This is a genomic window from Rhodococcus sp. 14C212 (assembly GCF_011058195.1).
Lineage (GTDB): Bacteria > Actinomycetota > Actinomycetes > Mycobacteriales > Mycobacteriaceae > Rhodococcus > Rhodococcus aetherivorans.
In genome coordinates this window covers 1-24,043 of the sequence record NZ_JAALEH010000090.1, presented here as the reverse complement: position 1 = coordinate 24,043, position 24,043 = coordinate 1, and the positions used below count along the sequence as shown (strand labels likewise).

At 71.4% G+C, this 24,043-nt stretch carries 22 protein-coding genes and 1 pseudogene; 9 read left to right on the top strand and 14 right to left on the bottom strand.

Annotation, left to right across the window (positions count from 1 at the left end; translation table 11 throughout):
- Positions 1–947: diacylglycerol kinase family protein (locus G6038_RS25525; protein ID WP_276613899.1), on the top strand; the 947-nt coding region annotated here is incomplete at its 5' end.
- On the opposite strand, the gene prcA is transcribed toward G6038_RS25525, so the two are convergent.
- From prcA to arc, 6 genes are all read right to left on the bottom strand, one after another.
- Positions 935–1,714, bottom strand: coding sequence for a proteasome subunit alpha (gene prcA / locus G6038_RS25520; protein WP_165040942.1), 780 nt, complete (start codon positions 1,712–1,714; stop codon positions 935–937). The two genes, G6038_RS25525 and prcA, sit on opposite strands and share 13 nt — an antisense overlap.
- Positions 1,711–2,529 carry a proteasome subunit beta gene (gene prcB / locus G6038_RS25515; protein WP_206025608.1) on the bottom strand — a complete coding sequence of 273 codons (819 nt, stop codon included), beginning with the start codon at positions 2,527–2,529 and terminating at the stop codon, positions 1,711–1,713. Before prcB ends, prcA begins: the two co-directional genes overlap by 4 nt.
- A 44-nt stretch (positions 2,530–2,573) precedes the next feature.
- Positions 2,574–2,765 carry a ubiquitin-like protein Pup gene (locus tag G6038_RS25510; protein WP_003937722.1) on the bottom strand — a complete coding sequence of 64 codons (192 nt, stop codon included), beginning with the start codon at positions 2,763–2,765 and terminating at the stop codon, positions 2,574–2,576.
- A gap of 138 nt (positions 2,766–2,903) precedes the next feature.
- Positions 2,904–4,397 carry a depupylase/deamidase Dop gene (gene dop / locus G6038_RS25505; RefSeq protein ID WP_165040940.1) on the bottom strand — a complete coding sequence of 498 codons (1,494 nt, stop codon included), beginning with the start codon at positions 4,395–4,397 and terminating at the stop codon, positions 2,904–2,906.
- Between the two features lie 10 nt (positions 4,398–4,407).
- Complete coding sequence (locus tag G6038_RS25500; RefSeq protein WP_165040938.1) at positions 4,408–4,839, bottom strand: nitroreductase family deazaflavin-dependent oxidoreductase; 432 nt, start codon at positions 4,837–4,839, stop codon at positions 4,408–4,410.
- 73 nt (positions 4,840–4,912) lie between these two features.
- On the bottom strand, positions 4,913–6,688 hold the full coding sequence (arc, locus tag G6038_RS25495) for a proteasome ATPase (RefSeq protein WP_165040936.1): 1,776 nt from the start codon (positions 6,686–6,688) through the stop codon (positions 4,913–4,915).
- A 174-nt stretch (positions 6,689–6,862) separates the two neighbouring features.
- Between arc and G6038_RS25490 the strand changes: the two genes are divergently transcribed.
- A complete protein-coding gene (locus tag G6038_RS25490) occupies positions 6,863–7,342 on the top strand; it encodes a nuclear transport factor 2 family protein (RefSeq protein WP_165040934.1) in 480 nt (159 codons plus the stop codon).
- 19 nt (positions 7,343–7,361) lie between these two features.
- On the opposite strand, the gene G6038_RS25485 is transcribed toward G6038_RS25490, so the two are convergent.
- A complete protein-coding gene (locus G6038_RS25485; protein ID WP_165040932.1) occupies positions 7,362–8,213 on the bottom strand; it encodes a tRNA (adenine-N1)-methyltransferase in 852 nt (283 codons plus the stop codon).
- Positions 8,214–8,283: 70 nt separating this feature from the next.
- Here G6038_RS25485 and G6038_RS25480 point away from each other — a divergent pair, with 70 nt between their 5' ends.
- Both G6038_RS25480 and G6038_RS25475 read left to right on the top strand, forming a co-directional pair.
- Positions 8,284–9,165 (top strand): RecB family exonuclease, encoded by an 882-nt coding sequence (locus G6038_RS25480; RefSeq protein ID WP_165040930.1) that lies wholly within the window; start codon positions 8,284–8,286, stop codon positions 9,163–9,165.
- A complete protein-coding gene (locus G6038_RS25475) occupies positions 9,162–9,986 on the top strand; it encodes a thioesterase family protein (RefSeq protein WP_165040928.1) in 825 nt (274 codons plus the stop codon). The genes G6038_RS25480 and G6038_RS25475 overlap by 4 nt, the downstream gene beginning before the upstream one ends.
- Before the next feature lie 201 nt (positions 9,987–10,187).
- On the opposite strand, the gene hisG is transcribed toward G6038_RS25475, so the two are convergent.
- The 6 genes from hisG to metH form a co-directional block, all read right to left on the bottom strand.
- On the bottom strand, positions 10,188–11,051 hold the full coding sequence (gene hisG, locus G6038_RS25470) for an ATP phosphoribosyltransferase (protein WP_100058804.1): 864 nt from the start codon (positions 11,049–11,051) through the stop codon (positions 10,188–10,190).
- 100 nt (positions 11,052–11,151) lie between these two features.
- On the bottom strand, positions 11,152–11,415 hold the full coding sequence (locus G6038_RS25465) for a phosphoribosyl-ATP diphosphatase (protein ID WP_003937712.1): 264 nt from the start codon (positions 11,413–11,415) through the stop codon (positions 11,152–11,154).
- Between the two features lie 77 nt (positions 11,416–11,492).
- Positions 11,493–12,380, bottom strand: coding sequence for a pseudouridine synthase (locus G6038_RS25460; protein ID WP_165040926.1), 888 nt, complete (start codon positions 12,378–12,380; stop codon positions 11,493–11,495).
- Positions 12,381–12,382: 2 nt separating this feature from the next.
- On the bottom strand, positions 12,383–13,243 hold the full coding sequence (locus G6038_RS25455; protein ID WP_165040925.1) for a rhodanese-related sulfurtransferase: 861 nt from the start codon (positions 13,241–13,243) through the stop codon (positions 12,383–12,385).
- A gap of 1 nt (position 13,244) precedes the next feature.
- Positions 13,245–13,934: an HAD family phosphatase gene (locus G6038_RS25450; protein ID WP_165040923.1), complete on the bottom strand. Its 690-nt coding sequence runs from the start codon at positions 13,932–13,934 to the stop codon at positions 13,245–13,247.
- Positions 13,927–17,496: a methionine synthase gene (metH, locus tag G6038_RS25445; RefSeq protein WP_165040921.1), complete on the bottom strand. Its 3,570-nt coding sequence runs from the start codon at positions 17,494–17,496 to the stop codon at positions 13,927–13,929. The genes G6038_RS25450 and metH overlap by 8 nt, the downstream gene beginning before the upstream one ends.
- Positions 17,497–17,547: 51 nt before the next feature.
- Between metH and G6038_RS25440 the strand changes: the two genes are divergently transcribed.
- The 4 genes from G6038_RS25440 to G6038_RS25425 all read left to right on the top strand — a co-directional run bounded on the left by G6038_RS25440 (position 17,548) and on the right by G6038_RS25425 (position 22,510).
- Entirely contained in the window at positions 17,548–18,441 is an 894-nt protein-coding gene (locus tag G6038_RS25440; RefSeq protein WP_165040919.1) for a PAC2 family protein, read from the top strand.
- Positions 18,438–19,577, top strand: a complete 1,140-nt coding sequence (locus tag G6038_RS25435; RefSeq protein ID WP_165040917.1) for an MFS transporter — start codon at positions 18,438–18,440, stop codon at positions 19,575–19,577. Before G6038_RS25440 ends, G6038_RS25435 begins: the two co-directional genes overlap by 4 nt.
- 90 nt (positions 19,578–19,667) lie before the next feature.
- Positions 19,668–22,178: a nitrite reductase large subunit NirB gene (nirB, locus tag G6038_RS25430; RefSeq protein WP_165040915.1), complete on the top strand. Its 2,511-nt coding sequence runs from the start codon at positions 19,668–19,670 to the stop codon at positions 22,176–22,178.
- Complete coding sequence (locus G6038_RS25425) at positions 22,175–22,510, top strand: Rieske (2Fe-2S) protein (protein WP_165040913.1); 336 nt, start codon at positions 22,175–22,177, stop codon at positions 22,508–22,510. Before nirB ends, G6038_RS25425 begins: the two co-directional genes overlap by 4 nt.
- Here the strand turns inward: G6038_RS25425 and G6038_RS25420 are convergent.
- Positions 22,497–23,354, bottom strand: coding sequence for a DUF4436 family protein (locus G6038_RS25420; protein ID WP_165040944.1), 858 nt, complete (start codon positions 23,352–23,354; stop codon positions 22,497–22,499). The two genes, G6038_RS25425 and G6038_RS25420, sit on opposite strands and share 14 nt — an antisense overlap.
- A 396-nt stretch (positions 23,355–23,750) precedes the next feature.
- Between G6038_RS25420 and G6038_RS31010 the strand changes: the two are divergent.
- A pseudogene (locus tag G6038_RS31010) lies at positions 23,751–24,043 on the top strand (hypothetical protein); the annotation flags it as partial.

Genomic DNA, 24,043 nt, shown 5'->3' with positions numbered 1-24,043 from the left:
GCCCGGCCCCCGCCCTGCCGCAGGGCCGGGACCTGCTGGTACTGGTCAACCCCGGCGCCGGCCGCGACGACGACGCGGGCATGATCGCGGCGGCGCTGCCCCAGGCGCGGGTGGTCACCCTCGATCCGGACGAGGAGTTCACCGCCCAACTGGACCGGTTCGTCGCCGAGCACACCCCCGCAGCGCTCGGCGTCCACGGTGGGGACGGCACCGTGCGGGCCGCGGCGAGCGCGGCCGTCGCGCACGGGCTGCCGCTGGCGGTGTTCCCGGGCGGCACCCTGAACCATTTCGCCCGCGACGCCGGGCTGCTCGACCTGGAGCAGACCGTGCGCGCGGTCGAACGCGGGCAGGCGCTGCGGGTCGACCTCGGCCGGGTCCGGGTGGACGGCACCGGCCCGGACGGTGCCGATCGGTCCGGCCCGGACGGTCCTGCCTGGGGCGGGCACGTGTTCGTCAACACCGCCAGCGTGGGCGGCTATCCGGACTCGGTGCGGCTGCGTGAACGCTGGGAGCCGCGGATCGGCAAGTGGCCGGCCGCGGCGGCGGCGCTGGCCGCGGTCCTCGCCACCGCGAGCCCGCTGCGGCTGTCGCTGGACGGGGTGCCCACCGCGGTGTGGTTGCTGTTCGTCGGCAGCGGCCGGTACGCGCCGGACGACCGGGTGCCCATGTCACGGCCCCGCATCGACACCGGCACCCTGGACGTGCGGTATCTGCGGGCCGACCTGCACTGGTCGCGGACGCGGCTGCTCGCGGCCGCGGTCACCGGCAGCCTCGCCGGGTCCCCGATCCATGTGCGGCGCGAAGCGCCGGCGCTGTCGGTGCGGGTGCGCAGCGGCCGGGTCGCCCTGGCCACCGACGGTGAGGTGCTCGCCAAGGGCGCGCTGTTCGAGTTCCGCAGCGTCCCCGGCGAGCTGACCCTCTACCGGCCCCTCGATCAGGAACCCTGAACGGGCCCCGATCCGTCCGGCCCGGTGGTGCCGGTGTCGTCGCCGGACCGCTCGCCGGTGCCGGGCAGCAACTGGTCGAGCGCGGCGCCGGTGATACGGCGGAACGCGCGACGCGGGCGCGGCTTCTCGAGCACCGCCACCTCGAGCTCGGCGCGGCCGAGCACCCGGGTGCCGATCTCGGCCCCGGCGGCGGGCACCTGCTGCAGCGCCTGCACCGCGACCTGCACCGCCTCGGCGAGGGACAGCCCCGGCCGGTACGACTCGCGCAGGGCGGTGGCGATGGGTTCGGTGTGCCCGCCCATCACCACGAACTGCGGTTCGTCGACGATCGAACCGTCGTAGGTGATCCGATACAGCTGCGCGGTGTCGGCGGAGTCGGCGCGGCCGACCTCGGCGACGCAGATCTCCACCTCGTACGGCTTGGGCTGCTCGGTGAAGATGGTGCCCAGGGTCTGGGCGTACGCGTTGGCCAGCGACCGCACGGTCACGTCGCGCCGGTCGTAGGAGTAGCCGCGCATGTCGGCGTGCACGATCCCGGCGCGCCGCAGGTTCTCGAACTCGTTGTACTTGCCGACCGCGGCGAACCCGATGCGGTCGTAGAGCTCGCTGACCTTGTGCAGCGCCTTCGACGGGTTCTCGGCGACGAACACCACCCCGTCGGCGTAGGTCAGCACGACCACGCTGCGACCCCGGGCGATGCCCTTGCGCGCCAGTTCCGAGCGATCGCGCATGATCTGCTCGGCGGACGCATAGTACGGCAGCGTCACTGCGCACCTCCCTGCCCGTGCTCGGAGACGGTGCGGTCCGCGACGACGGTGCGGGCCAGCGCCGACAAGGTCTGCTCCGGCACCTCGGTGGCGCCGTCGGCGGTGATGACCACCGCGGTGGGATAGATGCCGCGGGTGGTGTCCGGGCCGCCGGTGGCGGTGTCGTCGTCGGCCGCGTCGTAGAGCGCCTCGACGACGGTGCGCAGCGCGGCCGCCTCGTCGGCGTCGGCGCGGTAGAGCTTCTTCAGCGACGACTTGGCGAACAGCGAGCCCGAGCCCACCGCGTGGTAGCCGGCGCGCTCCTCGTAGCGGCCCCCGACCACGTCGTAGGACACGATCCGGCCGGCGCGCTGCGGTTCCGGCGCCTCGAGGTCGTAGCCGACCAGCAGCGGCACCACCGCCAGGCCCTGCATCGCAGCCCCGAGGTTGCCGCGCACCATCGACGACAGCCGGTTGGCCTTGCCGTCGAAGGTCAGCGGCACACCCTCGATCTTCTCGTAGTGTTCGAGCTCCACCGCGAACAGGCGCACGAGCTCGATGGCCAGACCGGCGGTGCCGGCGATGCCGGCCGCGGAGTAGCTGTCGGTGACGAACACCTTCTCCACGTCGCGGCTGGCGACCATGTTGCCCATGGTGGCGCGCCGGTCACCGGCGATGAGTACGCCCCCGGCGAACGTCACGGCGACGATCGTGGTGCCGTGCGGGGCGATGTCCGCGTCGGCGCCCCGCAGCCCGGGACGGTTCTCCGGCAGCAGTTCCGGCGCATGCATGCGCAGGTGGTCGGAGAACGAGGACAGCGGGGAACCGAACGGCATGCGCGGCGGGTGGACGGGGAACGGGATCGGCGAACGCTCCGCTGTCACTGGCCGCCCTTCTGCACGTACGCACGCACGAAGTCCTCGGCGTTCTCCTCGAGCACGTCGTCGATCTCGTCGAGCAGGTCGTCGGTCTCGGCCGCGAGCTTCTCGCGTCGTTCCTGACCGGCACCGCCGTCGCCGACGACCTCGTCGTCGTCGCCTCCGCCACCGCGTGTGGTCCGCTCCTGAGCCATAGCGGTCGACCTCCTCGTTCGTTCGTGGGGCCCGCTCCGGCCTCGGCCGGTGCGAGCTCCGACTGCTCGGACCTCCACCCTACCGAGCAGATGCGACACTCCGCGCGACTACGCGCGTGTCGCGCCCGCCCCGAGGGGTCAGCTGGTCAGTTCGTCGACCAGTTCGGCCGCCGAATCCACCGAGTCGAGCAGCTTGCCGACGTGCGCGCGGCTGCCGCGCAGCGGCTCGAGGGTGGGGATGCGCACCAGGGATTCGCCGCCGAGGTCGAAGATCACCGAATCCCAGCTGGCGGCGGCGATGTCGGCGCCGAACCGGCGCAGGCATTCGCCGCGGAAGAACGCGCGGGTGTCCGAGGGCGGGGTGTGCACCGCATCGAGCACATCCTGTTCGGCGACCAGACGCTCCATCGAGCCGCGGGCGACGAGCCGGTTGTACAGGCCCTTGTCCAGCCGCACGTCGGAGTACTGCAGGTCCACCAGGTGCAGCCGCGGCGCCGACCACGCCAGGCCCTCCCGGTTGCGGAAGCCCTCGAGCAGGCGCAGCTTGGCCGGCCAGTCCAGCAGGTGCGCGCACTCCATGGGGTCGCGTTCGAGCAGGTCGAGGATCATCGCCCACTTGTCGAGGATGTCGCGCACCCGCTTGTCGTCGGTGCCGTCGTGGAACTTCGCGACGCGTTCGTGGTAGATCCGCTGCAACGCCAGGCCGGTCAGCTCCCGGCCGTCGCTCAGGGCGACGGTCTTGCGCAGCGTGGGGTCGTGGCTGATGTGGTGCACGGCGGTGACCGGCCGGGCCAGCTGCAGGTCCGACAGGTCCACCCCGGCCTCGATCAGGTCCAGCACCAGCGCGGTGGTGCCGACCTTGAGGTAGGTCGACATCTCGGCGAGGTTGGCGTCGCCGATGATCACATGCAGGCGCCGGTACTTGTCGGCGTCGGCGTGCGGCTCGTCGCGGGTGTTGATGATGCCCCGCTTGAGGGTGGTCTCGAGCCCGACCTCGACCTCGATGTAGTCGGCGCGCTGGGACAACTGGAATCCGGCCTCGTCGCCGGACTGGCCGATGCCGACCCGGCCGGAACCGGTGATCACCTGCCGGGAGACGAAGAACGGGGTCAGCCCCGCCACCACCGCCGAGAACGGGGTGTCGCGGGCCATGAGGTAGTTCTCGTGGGTGCCGTACGAGGCGCCCTTACCGTCGACGTTGTTCTTGTACAGCTGCAGGCGCGGCGCGCCGGGCACGCTCGAGGCGTGCCGGGCGGCGGCCTCCATCACCCGTTCGCCGGCCTTGTCCCAGATCACCGCGTCGATGGGGTCGGTGACCTCCGGCGCCGAGTACTCGGGGTGGGCGTGGTCGACGTACAGCCGGGCGCCGTTGGTGAGGATCATGTTGGCGGCGCCGACCTCGTCGGCGTCGATGACGGGGGCCGGACCGTTGAAGCGGCCCAGGTCGAATCCGCGGGCGTCGCGCAACGGGGACTCGACCTCGTAGTCCCAGCGGGTGCGCTTGGCGCGCGGCACCCCCTCGGCGGCTGCGTACGCCAGGACCGCCTGGGTGGACGTGAGGATCGGGTTCGCTGTGGGCTCGTTGGGTGAGGAGATCCCGTACTCGACCTCGATGCCGATGATCCGCTGCATGACGTCGAGATTAGGTGATCGGTGCCGGTCCGGCCGGGCCGGGCGGCTCGGGGCGGGCGGCGGGCGGGGGGACGGCGGCGTCGAGATACTCGACCGAGCCGGTCGTGCGCAGGAGCGTGCGGACGCCGGGCGGCGCCCACCGCGCGGCCGGGTCGCGGCCGAGCACGGGGTCGACGAGGTCGATGCGGCGGCCGCGGGTGTGCAGGGTGCAGCCGCCGGCGGCGAGGACGTTGCGTACCCAGTCGGTGCGGGGGCCGTAGGTCAGGGCGATGCGGTAACCGCCGACGCGGCCGAACACCAGCACCGGGGTGCGGTAGCGGCGCCCGGTGCGCCGGCCGTTGTGCTCGAGCACCGCCGTCAGCGGTAGGTGTGCGGCCAGGGGCCGGGTGAGCCGGTTGGTGACGACCCGGTTGAACCGGGCCAGGGCGCGGGGCAGCGGCACGGTCACCCTCCTGCCGGTCGCGTCGCGCGCCGGTGGGGCCGCCGCGGGACGCGGCGACCCCACCGACACGGCGTCACAGGTACTGGCCCGTGTTCGACTCGGTGTCGATCGCCCGGCTGGCGCTGGCGTTCTTGCCGGTGACCAGGGTGCGGATGTAGACGATGCGTTCGCCCTTCTTCCCGGAGATCCGTGCCCAGTCGTCCGGGTTGGTGGTGTTGGGCAGGTCCTCGTTCTCGGCGAACTCGTCGACGATGGAGTCGAGCAGGTGCTGCACCCGCAGACCGGGCGCGCCGGTCTCGAGTACCGACTTGATCGCGTACTTCTTGGCGCGGTCGACGATGTTCTGGATCATCGCGCCGGAGTTGAAGTCCTTGAAGTACAGGACCTCCTTGTCGCCGTTGGCGTACGTCACCTCGAGGAAGCGGTTCTCCTCGCTCTCGGCGTACATCCGGTCGACGACCCGTTCGATCATGGCGCGCACGCACGCCCCGCGGTGCCCGCCGAACTCGGCGAGATCGTCGGCGTGCACCGGCAGTCCCTCGGTGAGGTACTTGGAGAAGATGTCCAGCGCCGCCTCGGCGTCGGGCCGCTCGATCTTGATCTTCACGTCGAGCCGGCCGGGCCGCAGGATCGCCGGATCGATCATGTCCTCGCGGTTGGACGCGCCGATCACGATGACGTTCTCGAGACCCTCGACGCCGTCGATCTCGGACAGCAGCTGCGGCACCACCGTGGTCTCGACGTCCGAGGACACACCGGAGCCGCGGGTGCGGAAGATCGAGTCCATCTCGTCGAAGAACACGATCACCGGGGTGCCTTCGGAGGCCTTCTCGCGGGCACGCTGGAAGATCAGCCGAATGTGGCGTTCGGTCTCGCCGACGAACTTGTTGAGCAGCTCGGGGCCCTTGATGTTGAGGAAGTAGGACTTGGCTTCCTTCGAGTCCTCGCCGCGGGCCTCGGCGATCTTCTTGGCCAACGAGTTGGCGACGGCCTTGGCGATGAGGGTCTTGCCGCAACCGGGAGGGCCGTACAGCAGCACGCCCTTGGGCGGGCGCAGCGCGTACTCACGGAACAGGTCCTTGTGCAGGAACGGCAGTTCCACCGCGTCGCGGATCTGCTCGATCTGCCGGCCGAGACCACCGATGTCGTTGTAGTCGACGTCGGGAACCTCCTCGAGGACGAGGTCCTCGACCTCGGCCTTGGGGATGCGCTCGAAGGCGTAGCCGGCCTTGCTGTCGACCAGCAGCGAGTCGCCGGGCCGCAGCTTGAACGACGGCTCGGAGTCCGCGCTCACCTCGACGGTGCCGGCCGCCGCGGCGGCCGCGGCGGCGAGCGGCTCGGCCAGCCACACGATGCGCTCCTCGTCGGCGTGTCCGACGACGAGGGCGCGGGTGCCGTCGTCGAGGACCTCGCGCAGGGTGGTGATCTCTCCGACCCGCTCGAATCCGCCGGCTTCGACGACGGTCAGCGCCTCGTTCAACCGGACCGTCTGGCCGGAGACGAAACCATCGGGTTCGAGGTTCGGAGACACCGTGACCCGCATCTTGCGGCCGGAGGTGAACACGTCCACGGTCTGATCGTCGTAGATGCCGAGCAGCACCCCGTAGCCGCTGGGGGGCTGACCGAGCCGGTCGACTTCCTCGCGCAGGGTGATCAGCTGCTGACGCGCCTCCTTGAGCGTGTCCATCAGCTTGCCGTTGCGCACGGTCAGGGAGTCGATCCGGGCCTCGAGGTCACGGACCTGTTCGGACGGTTCGACGAGCCGCCGCCGCAGGGCGGTCGCCTCGGCGCGCAGCGCTTCGAGTTCTTGTGCCGCCGCAACCGAATCCGGGTTCTCTGTCGAGCTCATGTGCGACTCCCTCCACTATCGGTCTTTCCACGCTACCGGCAGACGGCCGACTGTGTGGTGCGACGCGAAATCGACATGCTGCGAATGCGTGTCGGATTCCTCACGGCGGCGGGCCCGAAGCCCCGATACCGATGTTAGCCTTGCCTTTCTCCCTGCCGGGTCGAAAGGATTCCCGTGACCACTCGCACGAGACGGGCAATCGTCGCCGTCGCCGTCGCCGCCCTGACCGCGCTGCCCGCCTGCGGCGCCGACGACTCCATCGGGGCCGGTGAGTCGCCCACCGCCTCCGCCGCGACGACGTCCGCGGCCGGCCCCGCCGCCGCGGCGTCCGAGGGCGAGCTCGAAGCCGTGCTGGCGACGTTCTTCGACCCGGCGGTGCCGGCGGCGGACAAGGCCGTGGCGGTCGAGGACGGCGACACCCGGGGCACGCTGCTCGAGCAGTTCAACGGGGTGCTCGCCGGCTACCCGCTCACCGCCGACGTCGAGTCCGTGAACGCCGTCGACGACGACACGGTCGCGGCGACCGTGCAGGTCACCGGTCCGCACGGCGGCGCCCCGATGCCGCTGACGTTCGAGCGGGAGGACGGCACCTGGCGGCTGGCGGACGAGAGCACCTGCCAGGTCCTGGCGATGGGGTCGCTGAGCTGCTCGTGACCGGCTCGGGCGGGGGCGGTCAGCCCTTGCTGGGCCGGCGCTGCGGCTTCGGTGTGACGGTGCCCTCGGCGAGGCGGCGGGCGCTGACCAGGAACGCGGTGTGTCCCTGCATCCGGTGCTCCGGACGCACGGCCAGGCCGACCACATGCCAGCCGCGCACCATCGACTCCCACGACCGCGGTTCGGTCCAGCAGGTCTGCTCGCGCAGCGCCTCGACCACCTTCGACAGCTGAGTCACCGTCGCCACGTACACGATCAGCACCCCACCGGGCACCAGCGCCTTCGCCACCGTCGGGAGCGCGTCCCAGGGGGCCAGCATGTCCAGCACCACCCGGTCGACCGGACCGTGCCGGTCGAGGTCGTAGTCCGCGACGTCGCCCACCGTGAGATCCCAGTTCCCGGGCCGCTCCCCGAAGAAGGTCTCGACGTTGCGCACCGCATGCTCGGCGTGGTCGTCGCGCACCTCGTAGGAGATCACCCGGCCGGTCGGTCCCACGGCCCGCAGCAGCGAACAGGTCAGCGCACCCGAACCGGCGCCCGCCTCGAGCACCCGGGCGCCGGGGAACACGTCGCCCTCGTGCACGATCTGCGCGGCGTCCTTGGGGTAGATCACCTGCGCCCCGCGCGGCATGGACAGCACGTAGTCGGTCAGCAGCGGCCGCAGCGCCAGGTAGGGGGTGCCGTTGGTGGAGGTGACGACGCTGCCCTCGTCCGTGCCGAGGAGCGCGTCGTGCAGGATGCCCCCGCGGTGGGTGTGGAACTCCTTGCCCGCCTCGAGCACCACCGTGTACTTGCGGCCCTTGGCGTCGGTGAGCTGCACCCGGTCACCGACCTCGAACGGTCCGCTGCGCCCGAGTCCACCTGCTGCCATCGCCGTATCCACCTTCGTCCGCTCCGCCGGTACCGACACCGTGTCGGTCCCGGGCCATACCCTGCCAGGTGTGAGCACAGCCGCGACGACGCACCCCACCGACGACCGGCCCGCGGCCCCGCGGCCGCCGGCGCTGTCGCCGTCGCGCGCCGCCGACTTCAAACGCTGCCCGCTGCTGTACCGGTTCCGGGCGATCGACCGGATCCCCGAGGTCCCCTCCCGGGCCCAGCTGCGCGGCAGCGTCGTCCACGCGGCCCTCGAGGCGCTGTTCGCGTTGCCGGCCGCCGACCGGCGGCCCGGCCCGGCCGGCGAGCTGGTGGCACCGGCGTGGCAGCGGCTGCTCGAGGACGCGCCCGACCTGGCCGAGGTGATCGGCCCGGGCGAGCGCGACCGGTTCCTCACCGAGGCCCGCGCCCTCGTCGCCCGCTACTTCGCACTCGAGGATCCCACCGGGTTCACCCCGGAGGCGTGCGAGCTGCGCGTGGAGACCGAACTGGACGACGGGTTGCGGCTGCGGGGCTTCGTCGACCGGATCGACATCTCCCCCCAGGGGCTGGTGCGCGTGGTCGACTACAAGACCGGCCGGGCGCCCCGGGAGACCGGCGAGGCGGCGGCGCTGTTCCAGCTGAAGTTCTACGCGCTCGTGGTGCTGCGCACCCGCGGGGTGGTGCCGGCGCGGCTGCGGCTGCTGTACCTGGCGGACGGACAGGTGCTCGACTACACCCCCGACGAGGACGAGCTGCGCCGCTTCGAGGGCACCGTGCGGGCCATCTGGGCGGCCGTGCGGGCCGCGACCGCCGCGGGCGACTTCCGGCCCAATCCGGGGCCGCTGTGCCGGTGGTGCGATCATCGGGTGCGGTGCCCGGCATTCGGCGGCACCGCCCCGCCCTATCCGGGCCGGCCGGACGAGCCCGCCGGCGCGGCCCGTACCGAGGAGGAGACGAGCGAGTGAGCGACGCGGCGTACTTCGTGCCGATCAACGACGGCGACCCCGGCGACGGGGACGCTGCCGTCGAACGGTTCCGGCCCACCGCCCACACGGTCAGCACGTGGGCGCCGACGATGCAGCACGGCGCCCCGCCGTCGGCGCTGCTGGCCCGCGCCCTCGAACGCTGCGGCGGCCGCCCCGGCGCGCGGCTCACCCGCGTCTGCGTGGAACTGCTCGGCCCGGTGCCGCTGACCGAGATCGAGGTCCGCACCCGCATCGACCGGCCCGGCCGCAAGGTCGAACTCGTCGTCGCCGAGCTGTGGGCCGCCGGCCCGGACGGCACCCGCCGGGCGGTGGCCCGCGGTACCGCCTGGCGCATGCAGACCGCCGACCTGCCCGAGGTCGCCCACGCCGCGGACGCGCCGTTGCCGCCGCCGGCACAGGGCATCGTCGAACACCCCGGCTCGGAGTTCTGGCAGACCGGGTTCGTGCGCACCCTGGACTGGCGCACGATCACCCCGATCGGGGCGCCGGGACCCTCGGCGGCGTGGCTGCGCACCGACCTGGCCCTCGTGGAGGGCGAGGCCCCGACCCCGGTCGAGCGGCTGTTCACCGTCGCCGATGTCGCCAACGGCGTCGGCTCCAAGCTCGACCCCGCCGTCTGGACCTTCCTCAACACCGATCTGACGGTGCACCTGTTCCGTGAACCGGTCGGCGAGTGGGTCGGCATCAGCGCCGAGACGTCCACCGGCCCGGACGGGGTGGGCATGACCGCCGGGGTGCTGTACGACGAGGACGGCGCGGTCGGCCGGATCGCCCAGACGGTGCAGGTCCGCCGCCGCTGACCACACCCCGCCCGGGAGCCCCGGCATCCGACCGCGGATCACTGCGCGCGGCACCGTGGTGGACGTCCGTGCTCCTCGGACTCAGGTGCCTGCTCCTCACGACGAGACCACTGACGTCGCTGTCCGCACTCGGCCTCGCCGCGATCGTCGCCGGCGCCGGCACCGGCCCGCCGCGCTGACGCGACGGGCACTCGGGAGCGGCTACTCGGCGCCGCGCATCGCGCGGCACGACCGGATGTCCGTCGCCAGGATCGCCCGCGCCCCGATCTCGGCGAGCCGGTCCATCACCGCGTTGTGGCCCTTGCGCGGCACCATCGCCCGCACCGCCACCGACGAGTCGTCGGCGAGCGGGGAGATCGTCGGCGACTCCAGACCCGGGGTGATCTGCACGGCCTCGTCGAGAACCGGCTTGGGGCAGTCGTAGTCGAGCATCACGTACTGCTGCGCGAACACCACGCCCTCGATGCGGGCGACGAGCTGGTTGCGCGCCGAATCGCCGCGGCTCGCGCCCTCCTGCTCGATCAGCACACCCTCCGAGTCGCACAGCGACTCCCCGAACGCCACCAGATCGTGCTGGCGCAGCGTCCGGCCGGAGCCGACGACGTCGGCGATCGCGTCGGCCACCCCGAGCTGAATGGAGATCTCCACCGCGCCGTCGAGGCGGATGACCGTCGCCTCGATCCCCCGCGCCGCCAGATCGCGGCGGACCAGATTGGGGTACGACGTGGCGACCCGCAGGCCGGCGAGGTCCTCGATCTTCCAGTCCCGGCCCTTCGGCGCCGCGTAGCGGAAGGAGGAGTACCCGAACCCCAGCGCGAGCCGCTCGGTGACCGGCGCGGCCGAATCCAGCGCCAGGTCGCGGCCGGTGATGCCCAGGTCGAGTTCGCCGGACCCGACGTAGATGGCGATGTCCTTCGGGCGCAGGAAGAAGAACTCGACGTCGTTGACCGGGTCGATGACGGTCAGGTCGCGCGAGTCGGTGCGGCGCCGGTATCCGGCCTCGCGCAGGATTTCGGCGGCGGACTCGGACAGCGAGCCCTTGTTCGGAACTGCGACGCGCAGCATGGACGGTCCTTTCGGCAGCGGTGCGAAGAGCAGGGAGGAACTTGCGGGAGGCCTCGAGGGCACGACGGCCGGCCCCGGGCGGCTGCCCGACGGCGAGCCGTCACAGATGCTTGTAGACGTCCTCGAGCTTCAGTCCCCGCCCGACCATCAGCACCTGCACCCAGTACAGCAACTGCGAAATCTCCTCCGCCAGCTGCTCGTCGCTCTGGTACTCGGCGGCGATCCACACCTCGCCGGCCTCCTCGATCACCTTCTTGCCCTGCGCATGGACGCCGGCGTCCAGGGCGGCGACGGTGCCGGACCCCTCGGGACGGGTGACGGCACGCTCGGACAGCTCGGCGAACAGGGAATCGAAGGTCTTCACGGGGGTTCATTGTTTCATGACCGCGGCGTGCTCCCGCACCCAGTGCCGCGACCGCCCCGCGTGCCCGGCCCGGACCGTCAGAACTCGAGGGCGAGGCCGCTGTCGAACCGGCGGCGCCGCCCGGTGCGCGGATCGTCGAACTCGAGCGTCCGCGCCAGCAACCGCAGCGGATCCGAGAAATCGTGCGGCGCGCGGCGCCGCAGCCGCGGATAGAAGTTGTCCCCGACGATCGGCGCCCCCAGCGAGCTCAGGTGCAGCCGCAGCTGATGGGTGCGCCCGGTCCGCGGATGCAGCCGGTACCGGGCCAGGTCCCCGCGCCGCTCGAGCAGCTCGATCCGCGTCTCGGAGTTCGGCTCGCCGGGTTCCTCCACGGCCGTGAGCTCGCCGTGCCGCTTCCGGATCCGGCTGCGCACCGTGCGGGGGAACTCGAGTCCGGGACGGTAGGGAGCGATCGCCTCGTACACCTTGCGCACCCGCTGCCGCTCGAACAGCTGCTGGTACGGCCCCCGCAACCCCGGATCGGTGGTGCACAGCAGCACGCCCGCCGTCATCCGGTCCAGGCGGTGCACCGGGACCAGGTCCGGCAGCCCGAGCTCACGGCGCAGCCGCACCACCACCGTCTCCCGGATGTGTGCGCCCCGCGGGATCGTCGCCAGGAAGTGCGGCTTGTCCACCACGACGAGCCCCTCGTCGCGGTGCAGGACCGTCACCGGGAACGGCACCGGCACCTCCGGTGGCGGCTCCCGGTAGAAGTACACGAACCGACCCGGCTGATACCGGGTCTGCGCGGTCACCGGCCGGCCGTGCTCGTCGACGAGTTCACCGGCCGCGACGTGGCGGTGCCAGTCCTCGCCGGGCTCGGCGCCGCGCAGGAACCCGAGGATCGTGGGGGCGGGATCGGTGACGGGCAGCCGCAGCCGGTCCGGGCCGAGGCCGTCGCGCACCGGCAGCGGCGGCGCAGCCACCGTCAGGGTCCGACCGGGTCCGGCACGCAGGCCTCGCACACCAGGCTCAGCTCCCGGCCGTTGACGTCCGGGTGGTTGCGGTAGCGCGACGTCGGCGCCCGGCACAGCGTGCACCGGCCCAGCACCGCCGCGGCGTCCGAGAACTCGACGTTCGTGCGGCCGTCGAAGACGTACAGCGAACCCTCCCACAGCCCGTCGTCGCCGAACGTCTCGCCGTACCGGACGATGCCGCCGTCGAGCTGATACACCTGCTCGAACCCGCGGTTGCGCATCAACGCGGACAGCACCTCGCAGCGCACCCCGCCCGTGCAATAGGTCACCACCGGACGCGGCTTGAGGTGGTCGTAGCGGCCGCTGTCGAGCACCGACACGAACTCGCGGGTGGTCGCCACGTCCGGCACGACCGCCCCGCGGAACCGGCCGATCTCCGCCTCGAACGCGTTGCGCCCGTCGAAGAACACCACCTCGTCGCCGCGCTCGCCGATCAGCTCGTGCAGCCCGTGCGGCGACAGGTGCACCCCGCCGCCGACCACCCCGTGCTCGTCGACCTTCAGCTCGTGCGGCGCCCCGAAGGTCACGATCTCCGGCCGCACCCGCACCGACAGGCGCGGAAAGTCCCGCCCGGTGCCATCCGACCACTTGATGTCGGCGTCGGCGAACGGCGCGTACGCGCGGGTGCCGCGCACGTACCGCTTCACGTCGGCGATGTCGCCGCCGACGGTGGCGTTGATGCCGTGCTCGGAGATCAGGATGCGACCGGTGAGACCGTTCGACGCCGCCAGGGTGTGCTGCCACAAGCGGATCGCCTCCGGATCGGCCAGCGGCGTGAACCGGTAGAACAGCACAATCTTCGGGATCGCCACCTCAGCACGCCCCGGGCAGGTGCAGCGCGTGCAGGTCCGCGACGGTCAGCCCGTCCAGGGTCGCGCGGAACACCCGCCGCGGCGAAGTCGGCACCTCCGTCAGCGACGGCACCACCAGCACCGTGCAGCCCGCGGCCTCCGCCGCCGCCGCTCCGGTGGGCGAGTCCTCCACCGCCAGGCACTGTGCCGGCTCGAGGTCCAGCAGCTGCGCCGCCCGCAGGTACGGAGCCGGATCCGGCTTGCCGGCCGGCACCTCGTCGCCGCACACCGAATGGTCGAAGTGCTCGCGCCCGAGCGTGTCCAGGGCGAACTCGCACAACGTCCGGTCGGTGTTGGTCACCAGCGCCGACCCGAGCCCGGCGGCGCGCACGGCCCCCAGCGTCCGACGCGCCCCGGGCCGCCACGGCAGCCCCTGCGCGAACAACTCCCCCATGCGCCCGTACAGCCACGCCTTCGCCGCGGCCAGGGCGTCGGGATCCGGTTCGAGCTCCAGCGACGCGAACACCGTCCGCAACGCGAACGCGCTCGACGCCCCGATCGTCGCCCGCCGCGTCTCGTCCGTCATCGGCCCGCCCAGGCGCAGCGACAGCTCCCGGATCCCGATGTCCCACAACGTTTCCGATTCGAGCAGGGTGCCGTCCATGTCCCACAGGACGGCCCGCAGCGTCGACGTGGTCACCGCACTAGACATTGAAGTACTTCGCCTCCGGGTGATGCAGGACGAACGCGTCGGTGGACTGCTCCGGGTGCAGCTGCAGCTCCTCCGACAGCTCCACCCCGATCCGGCCCGGCTCGAGCAGCTCGACCAGCTTGACGCGGTCCTCGAGATTCGGGCACGCCCCGTACCCGAACGCGAACCGCGCCCCGCGGTAGCCGAGCTTGAAGAACTCGGCCACGTCCGCCGGATCCTCCTCGGCCAGGGTGTGGCCGCCGGAGAGCACCAGCTCCTCCCGGACCCGCCGGTGCCAGTACTCGGCCAGCGCCTCGGTCAGCTGCACGCCGATGCCGTGCACCTCCAGATAGTCCCGGTAGGAGTTCGACGCGAACAACTCGTTCGCGAAGTCCGCGATCGGCTGCCCCATCGTCACCAGCTGGAACGGCAGCACGTCCACCTGCCCCTTCGCCCGCGCATCCGCCCGCGACCGCACGAAGTCGGCGATGCACAGGAACCGGCCGCGCTGCTGCCGCGGATACGTGAACCGGTAGCGCTCGGCGGCGTCCGGATGCGGCTCGGCCAGCACCACCACGTCGTCACCCTCCGACACCGCCGGGAAGTACCCGTACACCACCGCAGCGTGCGCCAGGATCCCCTCGGTGGACAGCCGGTCCAGCCAGTACCGCAGTCGCGGTCGGCCCTCGGTCTCCACCAGCTCCTCGTACGTCGGCCCGTCCCCGGTGCGCTGCCCGCGCAGCCCCCACTGCCCCAGGAACAGGGCCCGCTCGTCGATCAGGCCGGCGTAGTCGGCCAGAGCCACGCCCTTGACCACCCGGGTGCCCCAGAACGGCGGGGTGGGCACCTCGAGGTCGGCGGCCACATCGGAGCGCTCCGGCACCTCGACCGGCGTCTCGGCGGCCTTGCGCTTCTCCGCGATCCGCCGCGACCGCTCGTGCCGCGCCTTGCGCTCGGCGGCCTTCTCCTTCGCCGCGATCGCCTCCGGGCTGTCCGGCGCCGGCCCGTCGCCGCGCTTGACGGCCATGACCCGGTCCATCAGATGCAGGCCCTCGAACGCATCGCGCGCGTAGGACACCTGACCCTCGTAGATCTCGGCCAGGTCGTTCTCCACGTAGGAGCGGGTCAGCGCGGCACCCCCGAGCAGCACCGGGAACCGCTCCGCCACCCCGCGATGGTTGAGCTCCTCGAGGTTCTCCTTCATCACCACGGTCGACTTCACCAACAGCCCGGACATGCCGATCACGTCGGCGTTCTTGTCCACCGCCGCGTCCAGGATCGTCGCGATCGGCTGCTTGATGCCGAGGTTGACCACCTCGTAGCCGTTGTTGCTCAAGATGATGTCGACGAGGTTCTTGCCGATGTCGTGCACGTCGCCCTTGACGGTGGCCAGCACGATCCGGCCCTTACCCTCGTCGCCGGTGGACTCCATGTGCGGCTCGAGATGCGCGACCGCCGCCTTCATCACCTCGGCGGACTGCAACACGAACGGCAGCTGCATCTGCCCCGAACCGAACAGCTCCCCGACCGTCTTCATCCCCGACAGCAGCGTGTCGTTGATGATCGCCAACGGCGGGGTCGTCCGCATCGCCTCGTCCAGATCCGCCTCGAGCCCGTTGCGCTCGCCGTCGACGATCCGCCGCTCGAGCCGCTCGAACAGCGGCAGCGCGGCCAGCTCCTGCGCGCGGGACTCCCGCGACGACGCCGCCGACACCCCCTCGAACAGCGCCATCAGCGTCTGCAGCGGGTCGTAGCCCTCGCGCCGCCGGTCGTACACCAGATCCAGCGCCGTCTCGCGCTGCTCGTCCGGGATCCGCGCCATCGGCAGGATCTTCGACGCGTGCACGATCGCCGTGTCCAGCCCCGCCTGCACACACTCGTGCAGGAACACCGAGTTCAGCACCTGCCGCGCCGCGGGGTTCAGGCCGAACGACACATTCGAGATGCCCAGGGTGAAGTGCACCCGCGGATGCCGCCGCTTGATCTCGCGGATCGCCTCGATCGTCTCGATGGCGTCCCGGCGGACCTCCTCCTGACCGGTGGAGATCGGAAACGTCAGGGCGTCGACGATGATGTCCTCCTCGCCGAGCCCCCACGTGCCGGTCAGATCCGCGATCAGCCGCTCGGCGATGCGCACCTTGTGCTCGGCGGTGCGAGCCTGGCCCTCCTCGTCGATGGTCAACGCCACCACCGCGGCGCCGTGCTCGACGACGTGCTCCATGATCCGCTGGAACCGCGAACCGGGGCCGTCGCCGTCCTCGTAGTTCACCGAGTTCACCGCGCACCGGCCCCCGAGATGCTCGAGGCCGGCCCGGATCACATCCGGCTCCGTCGAGTCGATCATGATCGGCAACGTCGACGCCGTCGCCAGCCGGCCCGCCAGGTCCGCCATGTCGACGGCGCCGTCGCGGCCCACGTAGTCCACGTTCAGATCCAGCAGGTGCGCGCCGTCGCGGATCTGGTCCTTCGCGATGTCCAGGCACTTCTGGTGGTCCCCGGCGAGCATCGCCTCCCGGAACGCCTTCGACCCGTTCGAATTGGTGCGCTCCCCGATCATCAGGATCGACGAGTCCTGCTCGAACGGCACCGCCGAGTACAGCGACGACACGCCCGGCTCCGGCCGGGGGCCGCGCTCGGCGCGCTCGGTCGCGCGCACCGCCGCGGCGACCTGCCGGATGTGCTCGGGAGTGGTGCCGCAGCAGCCGCCGACCAGCGCCAGACCGAACTCGGCGACGAATCCGCTCAGCGCCTCCGCCAGCTCTTCCGGCGTCAACGGGTACTCGGCGCCGTTCGCTCCCAGCACCGGCAGGCCCGCGTTCGGCATCACCGACACCGGCAACCGGGCGTGCTTGGACAGATGCCGCAGGTGCTCGCTCATCTCCTCCGGGCCGGTCGCACAGTTCAGCCCGATCAGATCGATGCCCAGGGGTTCGAGCGCCGTCAGGGCCGCCCCGATCTCGCTGCCGAGCAGCATCGTGCCGGTCGTCTCCATCGTCACGTGGGTGACGATCGGGATGCGCCGGCCCGCCCGCTCCATCGCGCGGCGGCTGCCGACGATCGCGGCCTTCGCCTGCAGCAGGTCCTGACAGGTTTCGACGAGGATGGCGTCGGCGCCGCCGTCGAGCATGCCCAGCGCCGACTCGGTGTAGGCGTCGCGCAGCGTGGCGAACGGGGCGTGACCGAGGGTGGGCAGCTTCGTGCCCGGACCCATCGAGCCGAGCACGAACCGGCCCATGCCGTCCGGGCCGGGACCCATCTCGTCGGCCACCTCCCGGGCCAGGCGGGCGCCGCGTTCGGACAGGTCACGGATGCGATCGGCGATGTCGTAGTCGGCGAGATTGGGCAGGTTGCAGCCGAAGGTGTTGGTGGAGACGGCATCCGCCCCGGCCTCGAAGTACGCCCGGTGGATCCCCCGGATGACGTCGGGCCGGGAGTCGTTGAGAATCTCGTTGCACCCCTCGAGGCCGCGGAAGTCGTCCAGACTCAGATCCGCGGCCTGCAACATCGTGCCCATCGCCCCGTCTCCCACGACAACGCGCTGCGAAAGCGCATCGAGCAAGGCAGAGTGCAATGGGGTGGACATGCGTTCCAGACTAGTGGGCGGCCCGTCCGGGTCTCGCCGTAGGCTGGACAGGTGAGTGCAAGCGAGTTCGCCGAGACCCCGGAACCGGACGTGCCCACCCTGCGTGACCCGGTGCTGGTCGCCGCGTTCGAAGGGTGGAACGACGCCGGGGACGCGGCCAGCGGCGCCGTCGAACACCTCGAGCTCATCTGGGACGCCGAACCGTTCGCCGAACTGGACTCCGAGGACTACTACGACTACCAGGTCAACCGCCCCATGGCGCGTCTCGTCGACGGCGTCACCCGCGAGATCGAATGGCCCGCCACCCGCCTGTCGGTCTGCTCACCCCCCGGCAGCGACCGCGACGTGGTGCTGCTGCGCGGCATCGAACCCAACATGCGCTGGCGCAGCTTCTGCGACGCCATCATCGAACTCGCCGACGAGATCGGCGTGCACACCGTCGTCATCCTCGGCGCCCTGCTCGCCGACACCCCGCACACCCGGCCCGTCCCCGTCACCGGCACCGCCTACAGCACCGACGCCGCCAAGCGCTTCAACCTGGAAGGCTCCCGGTACGAGGGCCCCACCGGCATCGCGGGGGTCCTGCAGGACGCGTGCGTGCGTGCCGGTGTGCCCGCCGTGTCGTTCTGGGCCGCCGTCCCCCACTACGTGTCGCAACCCCCCAACCCCAAGGCCACCGTCGCGCTGCTGCGCCGCGTCGAGGACGTCCTCGACCTCGAGGTGCCTCTCGGCGAACTGCCGATCCTCGCCGAAGAGTGGGAACAGACCGTCACCGCGATGACGGAGGACGACGAGGAGATCGCCGAATACGTGCGGGCCCTCGAGGAACGCGGCGACGCCGAATCCGACATCTCCGAGGTCATCGCCAAGATCGACGGCGATGCCCTCGCCGCCGAATTCGAACGTTACCTGCGGCGACGGGGCCCCGGCGGCTTCACCCAGTGAGCGCGGCACGCGCCTCGCTGCAGCGTGCCGCCCTCTACACCGGAGGTTTCCTCGGACCCTTCGGCGGCGGAGTCGTGGCGTCCGTACTGCCGGAGATCGGCGCGGCCACCGGCGTGAGCGCCGGCGCGGCCGCGAGCACCCTCACCGCGTACCTCGGGCCGTTCGCGCTGACCATGCTCGTCTCCGGCACCCTCGGGGCACGGTGGGGACGGGTGCGCACCGTCCGCACGGCGTACATCGCCTACACCTGCGCGTCGCTGGCGTCCGCGCTCGCCCCCACCCTCGGGCTGCTGCTCGCGTCCCGGGCCCTGCAGGGCGTCGCCAACGCCTTCACCACCCCGCTGCTGCTCGCCGCGCTCGCCGCGACCGTGCCGCGGGCGCGGCTGGGCCGCGCCCTGGGCCTGTTCGGGGCGATGCAGGCCGCCGGGCAGACCTCGGCCCCGCTCGTCGGGGGCCTGGCCGCCGAGGTCGACTGGCGGTGGGCGTTCGTCGTGATCGCCGCCGCCGCCGCCGTCCTCGCCGTGATCGGGCTGCCCGAACAACTGACCGCGCCCACCGGCGAGCCGCCGCCGCGGCTGCGCGACGCGCTGCGCCCCGACGTGTTGCGCATCGGCGTCGTCGCGCTGCTCGGCTGGGGCGCCCTCGGCGGCCTGAACTTCCTGCTCGCCTTCCGCGCCGAGGACGTCTTCGGCCTGACCCCCACCCAGCGGGGCCTGCTCCTGACCGGATTCGGGGTCGCCGGCATCCTCACCGCCCGCCGCGTCGGCACCCTCATCGACCGCATCGGCGCCCGTCGCACCGTGCTGCTCGGCGCACTCGCCGGCGCCGCCCTCGTCGTCGTCGCCGGCACCGCCGGGCTGCTGTGGCTGGTCGCGGCGGCCTGGTTCGTCGCCGGCATCGCCTCGCAGTGCGTGCTCGTCGGTGTCAACGCCGCGGTCCTCGGCTCGCGGGGCCGCAACCGCGGCGGCGCCGTCTCCGTGGTGCAGGCCTTCCGGTTCTCCGGCGGCGCCGTCGCCCCGCTGGCGCTGACGCCGCTCTATGCCGCGGCGCCGGTCGCGAGCTTCGTCGTGCCCGCCCTCGTGCTCGCCGTCGTCGCCCCGCTGGCGATGCCACGCCGCGACACCACCCCCGGCTGACACCCCCACCCCGGCGGCGGTGAGCACTTCCTGACCGCCGCGTAACTCCGGTGCCGCCGATCCGTCACCGCCCCCGGCAACCCTGGACGCATGACCCCAACCGCGTCGCACCCCCACGGCCCGCGCCGACGGCTGCTCGTCGTCGGCAACGGCATGGCCGGCGCCCGCACCGTCGAGGAGATCCTCGCGCGCGGCGGCCGGGACCAGTTCGAGATCACGATGATCGGCGACGAGCCGTACGGCAACTACAACCGGATCATGCTTTCCCACGTGCTGGCCGGCCAGACCGACCTCGACGACGACGAACTCGTCCTCAACCCCATGAGCTGGTACCGGGAGAACGGAGTCACCCTCCACGCCGGCGACCGCGCGACCCACCTCGACCGGTTCGGCAAGGTCGTCACGTGCGAATCCGGCCGGCAGGTCCCCTACGACCTGCTCGTCGTCGCGACCGGGTCGAACACCTTCTTCCCCAACATGGACGGCCTGCGCGAACCCGACGGCCGGCTCGGCCGCGGCGTCTTCGGCTTCCGCACCCTCGCCGACACCAACGGCATGCTGCAGATGGCCGACGCCCACGACGACGTCCGCGCCGTCGTCGTCGGCGGCGGCCTGCTCGGCCTCGAAGCCGCCTACGGGCTGCGCACCCAGGGCCTGACCGTCACCGTGGTGCACTCGCCCACCCACCTGATGAACCAGCAACTCGACGAACGCGGCGGCCGGGTGCTGCGCACCGAGATCGAGAAACTCGGCATCACCGTCCACACCGGCACCCGCACCACGGCCGTCCTGCGCGACGACCACAGCCGGGTCACCGGCGTGCAGTTCGCCGACGGCAGCGTCGTCGACACCGACATGGTCGTGGTCACCGCCGGCATCCGCCCCAACACCGAATTCGCCCGTGCCGGCGGCATCGTCGTCGAACGCGGCATCGTCGTCGACGACCAGCTGCGCTGCGAAGAGGAGTCGAGCATCTACGCCGTCGGCGAGTGCGCCCAGCACCGCGGCGAGGTGTACGGCCTCGTCGCCCCGGTATGGGAGCAGGCCGTCGTCCTCGCCGAGCACCTCACCGGGGCGAATCCGCACGCCGCCTACCAGGGAACCCGCACCAGCACCAAGCTCAAGGTCGCCGGTATCGACGTCGCCGCGATGGGGGTCAAGGAACCCGAGCACGAGGACGACGAGTTCGTCCAGTTCTACGATCCGCGCAGCGGCATCTACAAGAGCATCGTCGTGCGCGACGGCCGGCTCGCCGGCGCGATGCTGCTCGGCGACGTGAGCAGGGCCGCCACCCTCGCCCAGGCCTTCGACGGCACGCTCGAGATCCCGGCGGACCGCGCGGCGCTGCTGTTCGACCTCGGCGACCCGCAGGGCGCCGACGTCGCCGCCGACCTGCCGGACGAAACCCAGGTGTGCAACTGCAACGGCGTCAGCAAGGGCGACATCGTCGCCTGCGTCCACGACGGCGCCGACACCCTCGCGCAGGTGTGCGCCCGCACCCGCGCCGGGAAGGGCTGCGGCTCGTGCAAGGGCCTGGTCGCCGACATCGTCGCCTGCGCCGCCGGCGGCGCCCTCGCCGAGGACCCCGCCGCGAACTGGTACGTGCCGTGCATCCCACTCGCCAAACCGGACCTGATCGCCGAGATCCGCCGCCGCGACCTGCGCGCGGTCTCCCAGGTTTTCGCCGAACTCGCCACCGGCGGCCGCGAGGAGGCCACGGCCAAGATGCCGATCGCGTCGCTGCTGCGCACCGTGTGGGGCCCGGACTGGGTCGACGAACGGGGTGCGCTGTTCATCAACGACCGTGTCCATGCCAACATCCAGCGCGACGGCACCTTCTCCGTGGTGCCGCAGATGAAGGGCGGGGTCACCACCCCGGACCAGTTGCGCCGCATCGCCGACGTCGCCGACAAGTACGGCGTGCCCATGGTCAAGGTCACCGGCGGCCAACGCATCGACCTGCTCGGCATCCGCAAGGAGGACCTGCCCAAGGTGTGGGCCGACCTGGACATGCCCTCCGGATACGCCTACGGAAAGAGCTTCCGCACCGTCAAAACCTGTGTCGGCAGCGACTTCTGCCGGTTCGGTCTCGGCGACTCCACCGCCCTCGGCATCGCGCTCGAGGAGCGCTTCCAGGGACTCGAGACACCCGCCAAGCTGAAACTCGCCGTGGCCGGATGCCCCCGCAACTGCTCGGAAGCGCTGTGCAAGGACTTCGGCGTCGTCGCGGTCGGCGACGGACGCTGGGAGATCTACGTCGGCGGCGCCGCCGGCGCCCACATTCGTAAGGGCGATCTGCTCGCCACGGTCGGCTCCGGCGACGAAGTCCTCGCCCTCGCCGGCCGGTTCATCCAGCACTACCGCGAGAACGCGCAGTGGCTCGAACGGACCCACGACTTCGTGCCCCGCATCGGCATCGACCGGCTCCAGGCGCTGCTGGTCCGAGACGAGGAGGACATCGTGACCGGACTCGACGAACGCATCGGCACGGCCGTGGCGGGATACCGGGACCCCTGGCTCGAACGGACCACCCCGAAGTCGCCGGCGCAGTTCAGCCCCGCGCTGCCGTTGCTTCCGCTGCCGCAGGTGCCGGTCCGATGACCACGACCGAAAGCCGGACCACCGCAATGGAGTACGAGGTGGGCGCGCTGGGCGACCTGACCCCGGGCGAAGGCCGCACGTACACGGTGGGCGGACGGCAGATCGCCGTGTTCCTGCTCGGCGACGGTGCCGTCCGGGCGCTGGACGCGGTGTGCCCGCACCGGGGCGGGCCGCTCGCCGACGGACAGATCGACCACGACCTCGTCGTATGTCCCCTGCACCAGTACGCGTTCAGGTTCGACACCGGCCGATGCACCGCGCCCGGCATCGACCCGGTCCGCACCTACCCGGCGCGCGTGCACGACGGCCGGATCGTCGTCACCGTCGAGTGAGCGACGGGTGGCTGTCGCGCCACCAGCAGTACACGTACAGCGTCAGAGCCGCGACGAGGGCGGTGACCACCCACATGGTCACCGCCACGTCGATCCACGACCCGATCGGCGGTGAGCCCGGCAGGATGCCCCGCAGCGGCACCACCGCGAACAGCATCGCCGCCATCCACGCGAGCATCTCGGTCTCCACCGCGCGGCGCCGCCGGAACGTCTGTACCGCGACGAAGACGGCCAGCACCGCGAGGACAACCATCATCAGCAGCAGGATCGCCGCGTACACGAGAGTGCCTCCGGTGCGCGTGAACACCACCTCGGTGCCGTCGACGCCGTCGGGAAAGCCGAGTTCCGAAGCGGCGACGACGGTCCCCTGGTCGATCGCCCACCCGTCGATGCGACCGTCGATCAGCACGTCCGACGGCACCGGTTCTCGCTCCGCCCCCTCCCCCACATCGGCCTCCACGACGACCGGCGTGACATCGAAGGTGTCGAACGGCCAGCGGATCGCCTGCCCGCGCGCAAGCAGTTCCACCGGGTAGCCGACGGGCACGGAATGGGCCGGGAAGAACAACTCCGACTGTGAGACTGCCGGCACGAGCAGCACACTCAACGGCACGGCGAGCGTGACCCCGTTCGCATCGAGAAACGAGTCCCCGGGATAGATGGTGACCTCCGCATGCACCCGGTCGACCGTCGGCTGCAGCGACTTCATCGTCACCACCACGAGCACCGAGTCGGCATCGACGCCCACCGGCCGCCGTTCCCGCGACTCGTGCGTGCTCACCCCGAACAGGACGAGTACACCCAGGTATACGGCCGTCACCGCCGCCCCGAGCGACACCAGCAGAGTCCGGCGAGACGGGCGATTCGGACGCGGCGCAGGCATTCCCGGACTGTAGCCCGCTGGGCCGCCACCGGCGCGTTTGTCGTTGGCGTATTTGGGTGTGATTCGATGGTGAAGGGGGGTTTTTTGGTATTTATGTTATTTCCGTCCGATTCGGAATATTGACACGAGTTGCCAGTCGAGATCAGGACGCTCGACTCACCCCAGCCGGCTTCCCTGCCCCCTCCTCACACGTCCGTTCCGCCTCCCCGATCGAATCGGATTGCCCTCTCGATCAAGATCGCTGGGTCGCGGTGGGGCGCGGGTCGAGGCCTCCTACCCCGGGCTGGGTGGATTGGATGGCGGCGTGTTCGTGAATTGAGGCGCTTCCGTGTCGTACCGATTACTTATGGTGAAGACATGACAGCTTCCGCCCAGCCCACAGAACCGGTCGACAGCGCACTGGGACCCCGCCCGGAGCGCCCCATCGACATCTACCGTCGCTCGATCGCCGTGGTGGAAGCGTGTCTGCCCCTGGGCTGGACCGCCACGTCCGACCGCCCCCGCTCCCCCGCCGCCCCCCAGCGCCTCCCCCTGTCTCTTATAAACATCTCCCAGCCCCCGAGACTCTCTACCATCTCCTATTCCGTCTTCTGCTTGAAAAAAAAAAAAAATACTAAGCATAAGAGCAAAAGCAGTAACATAAAGAGCAA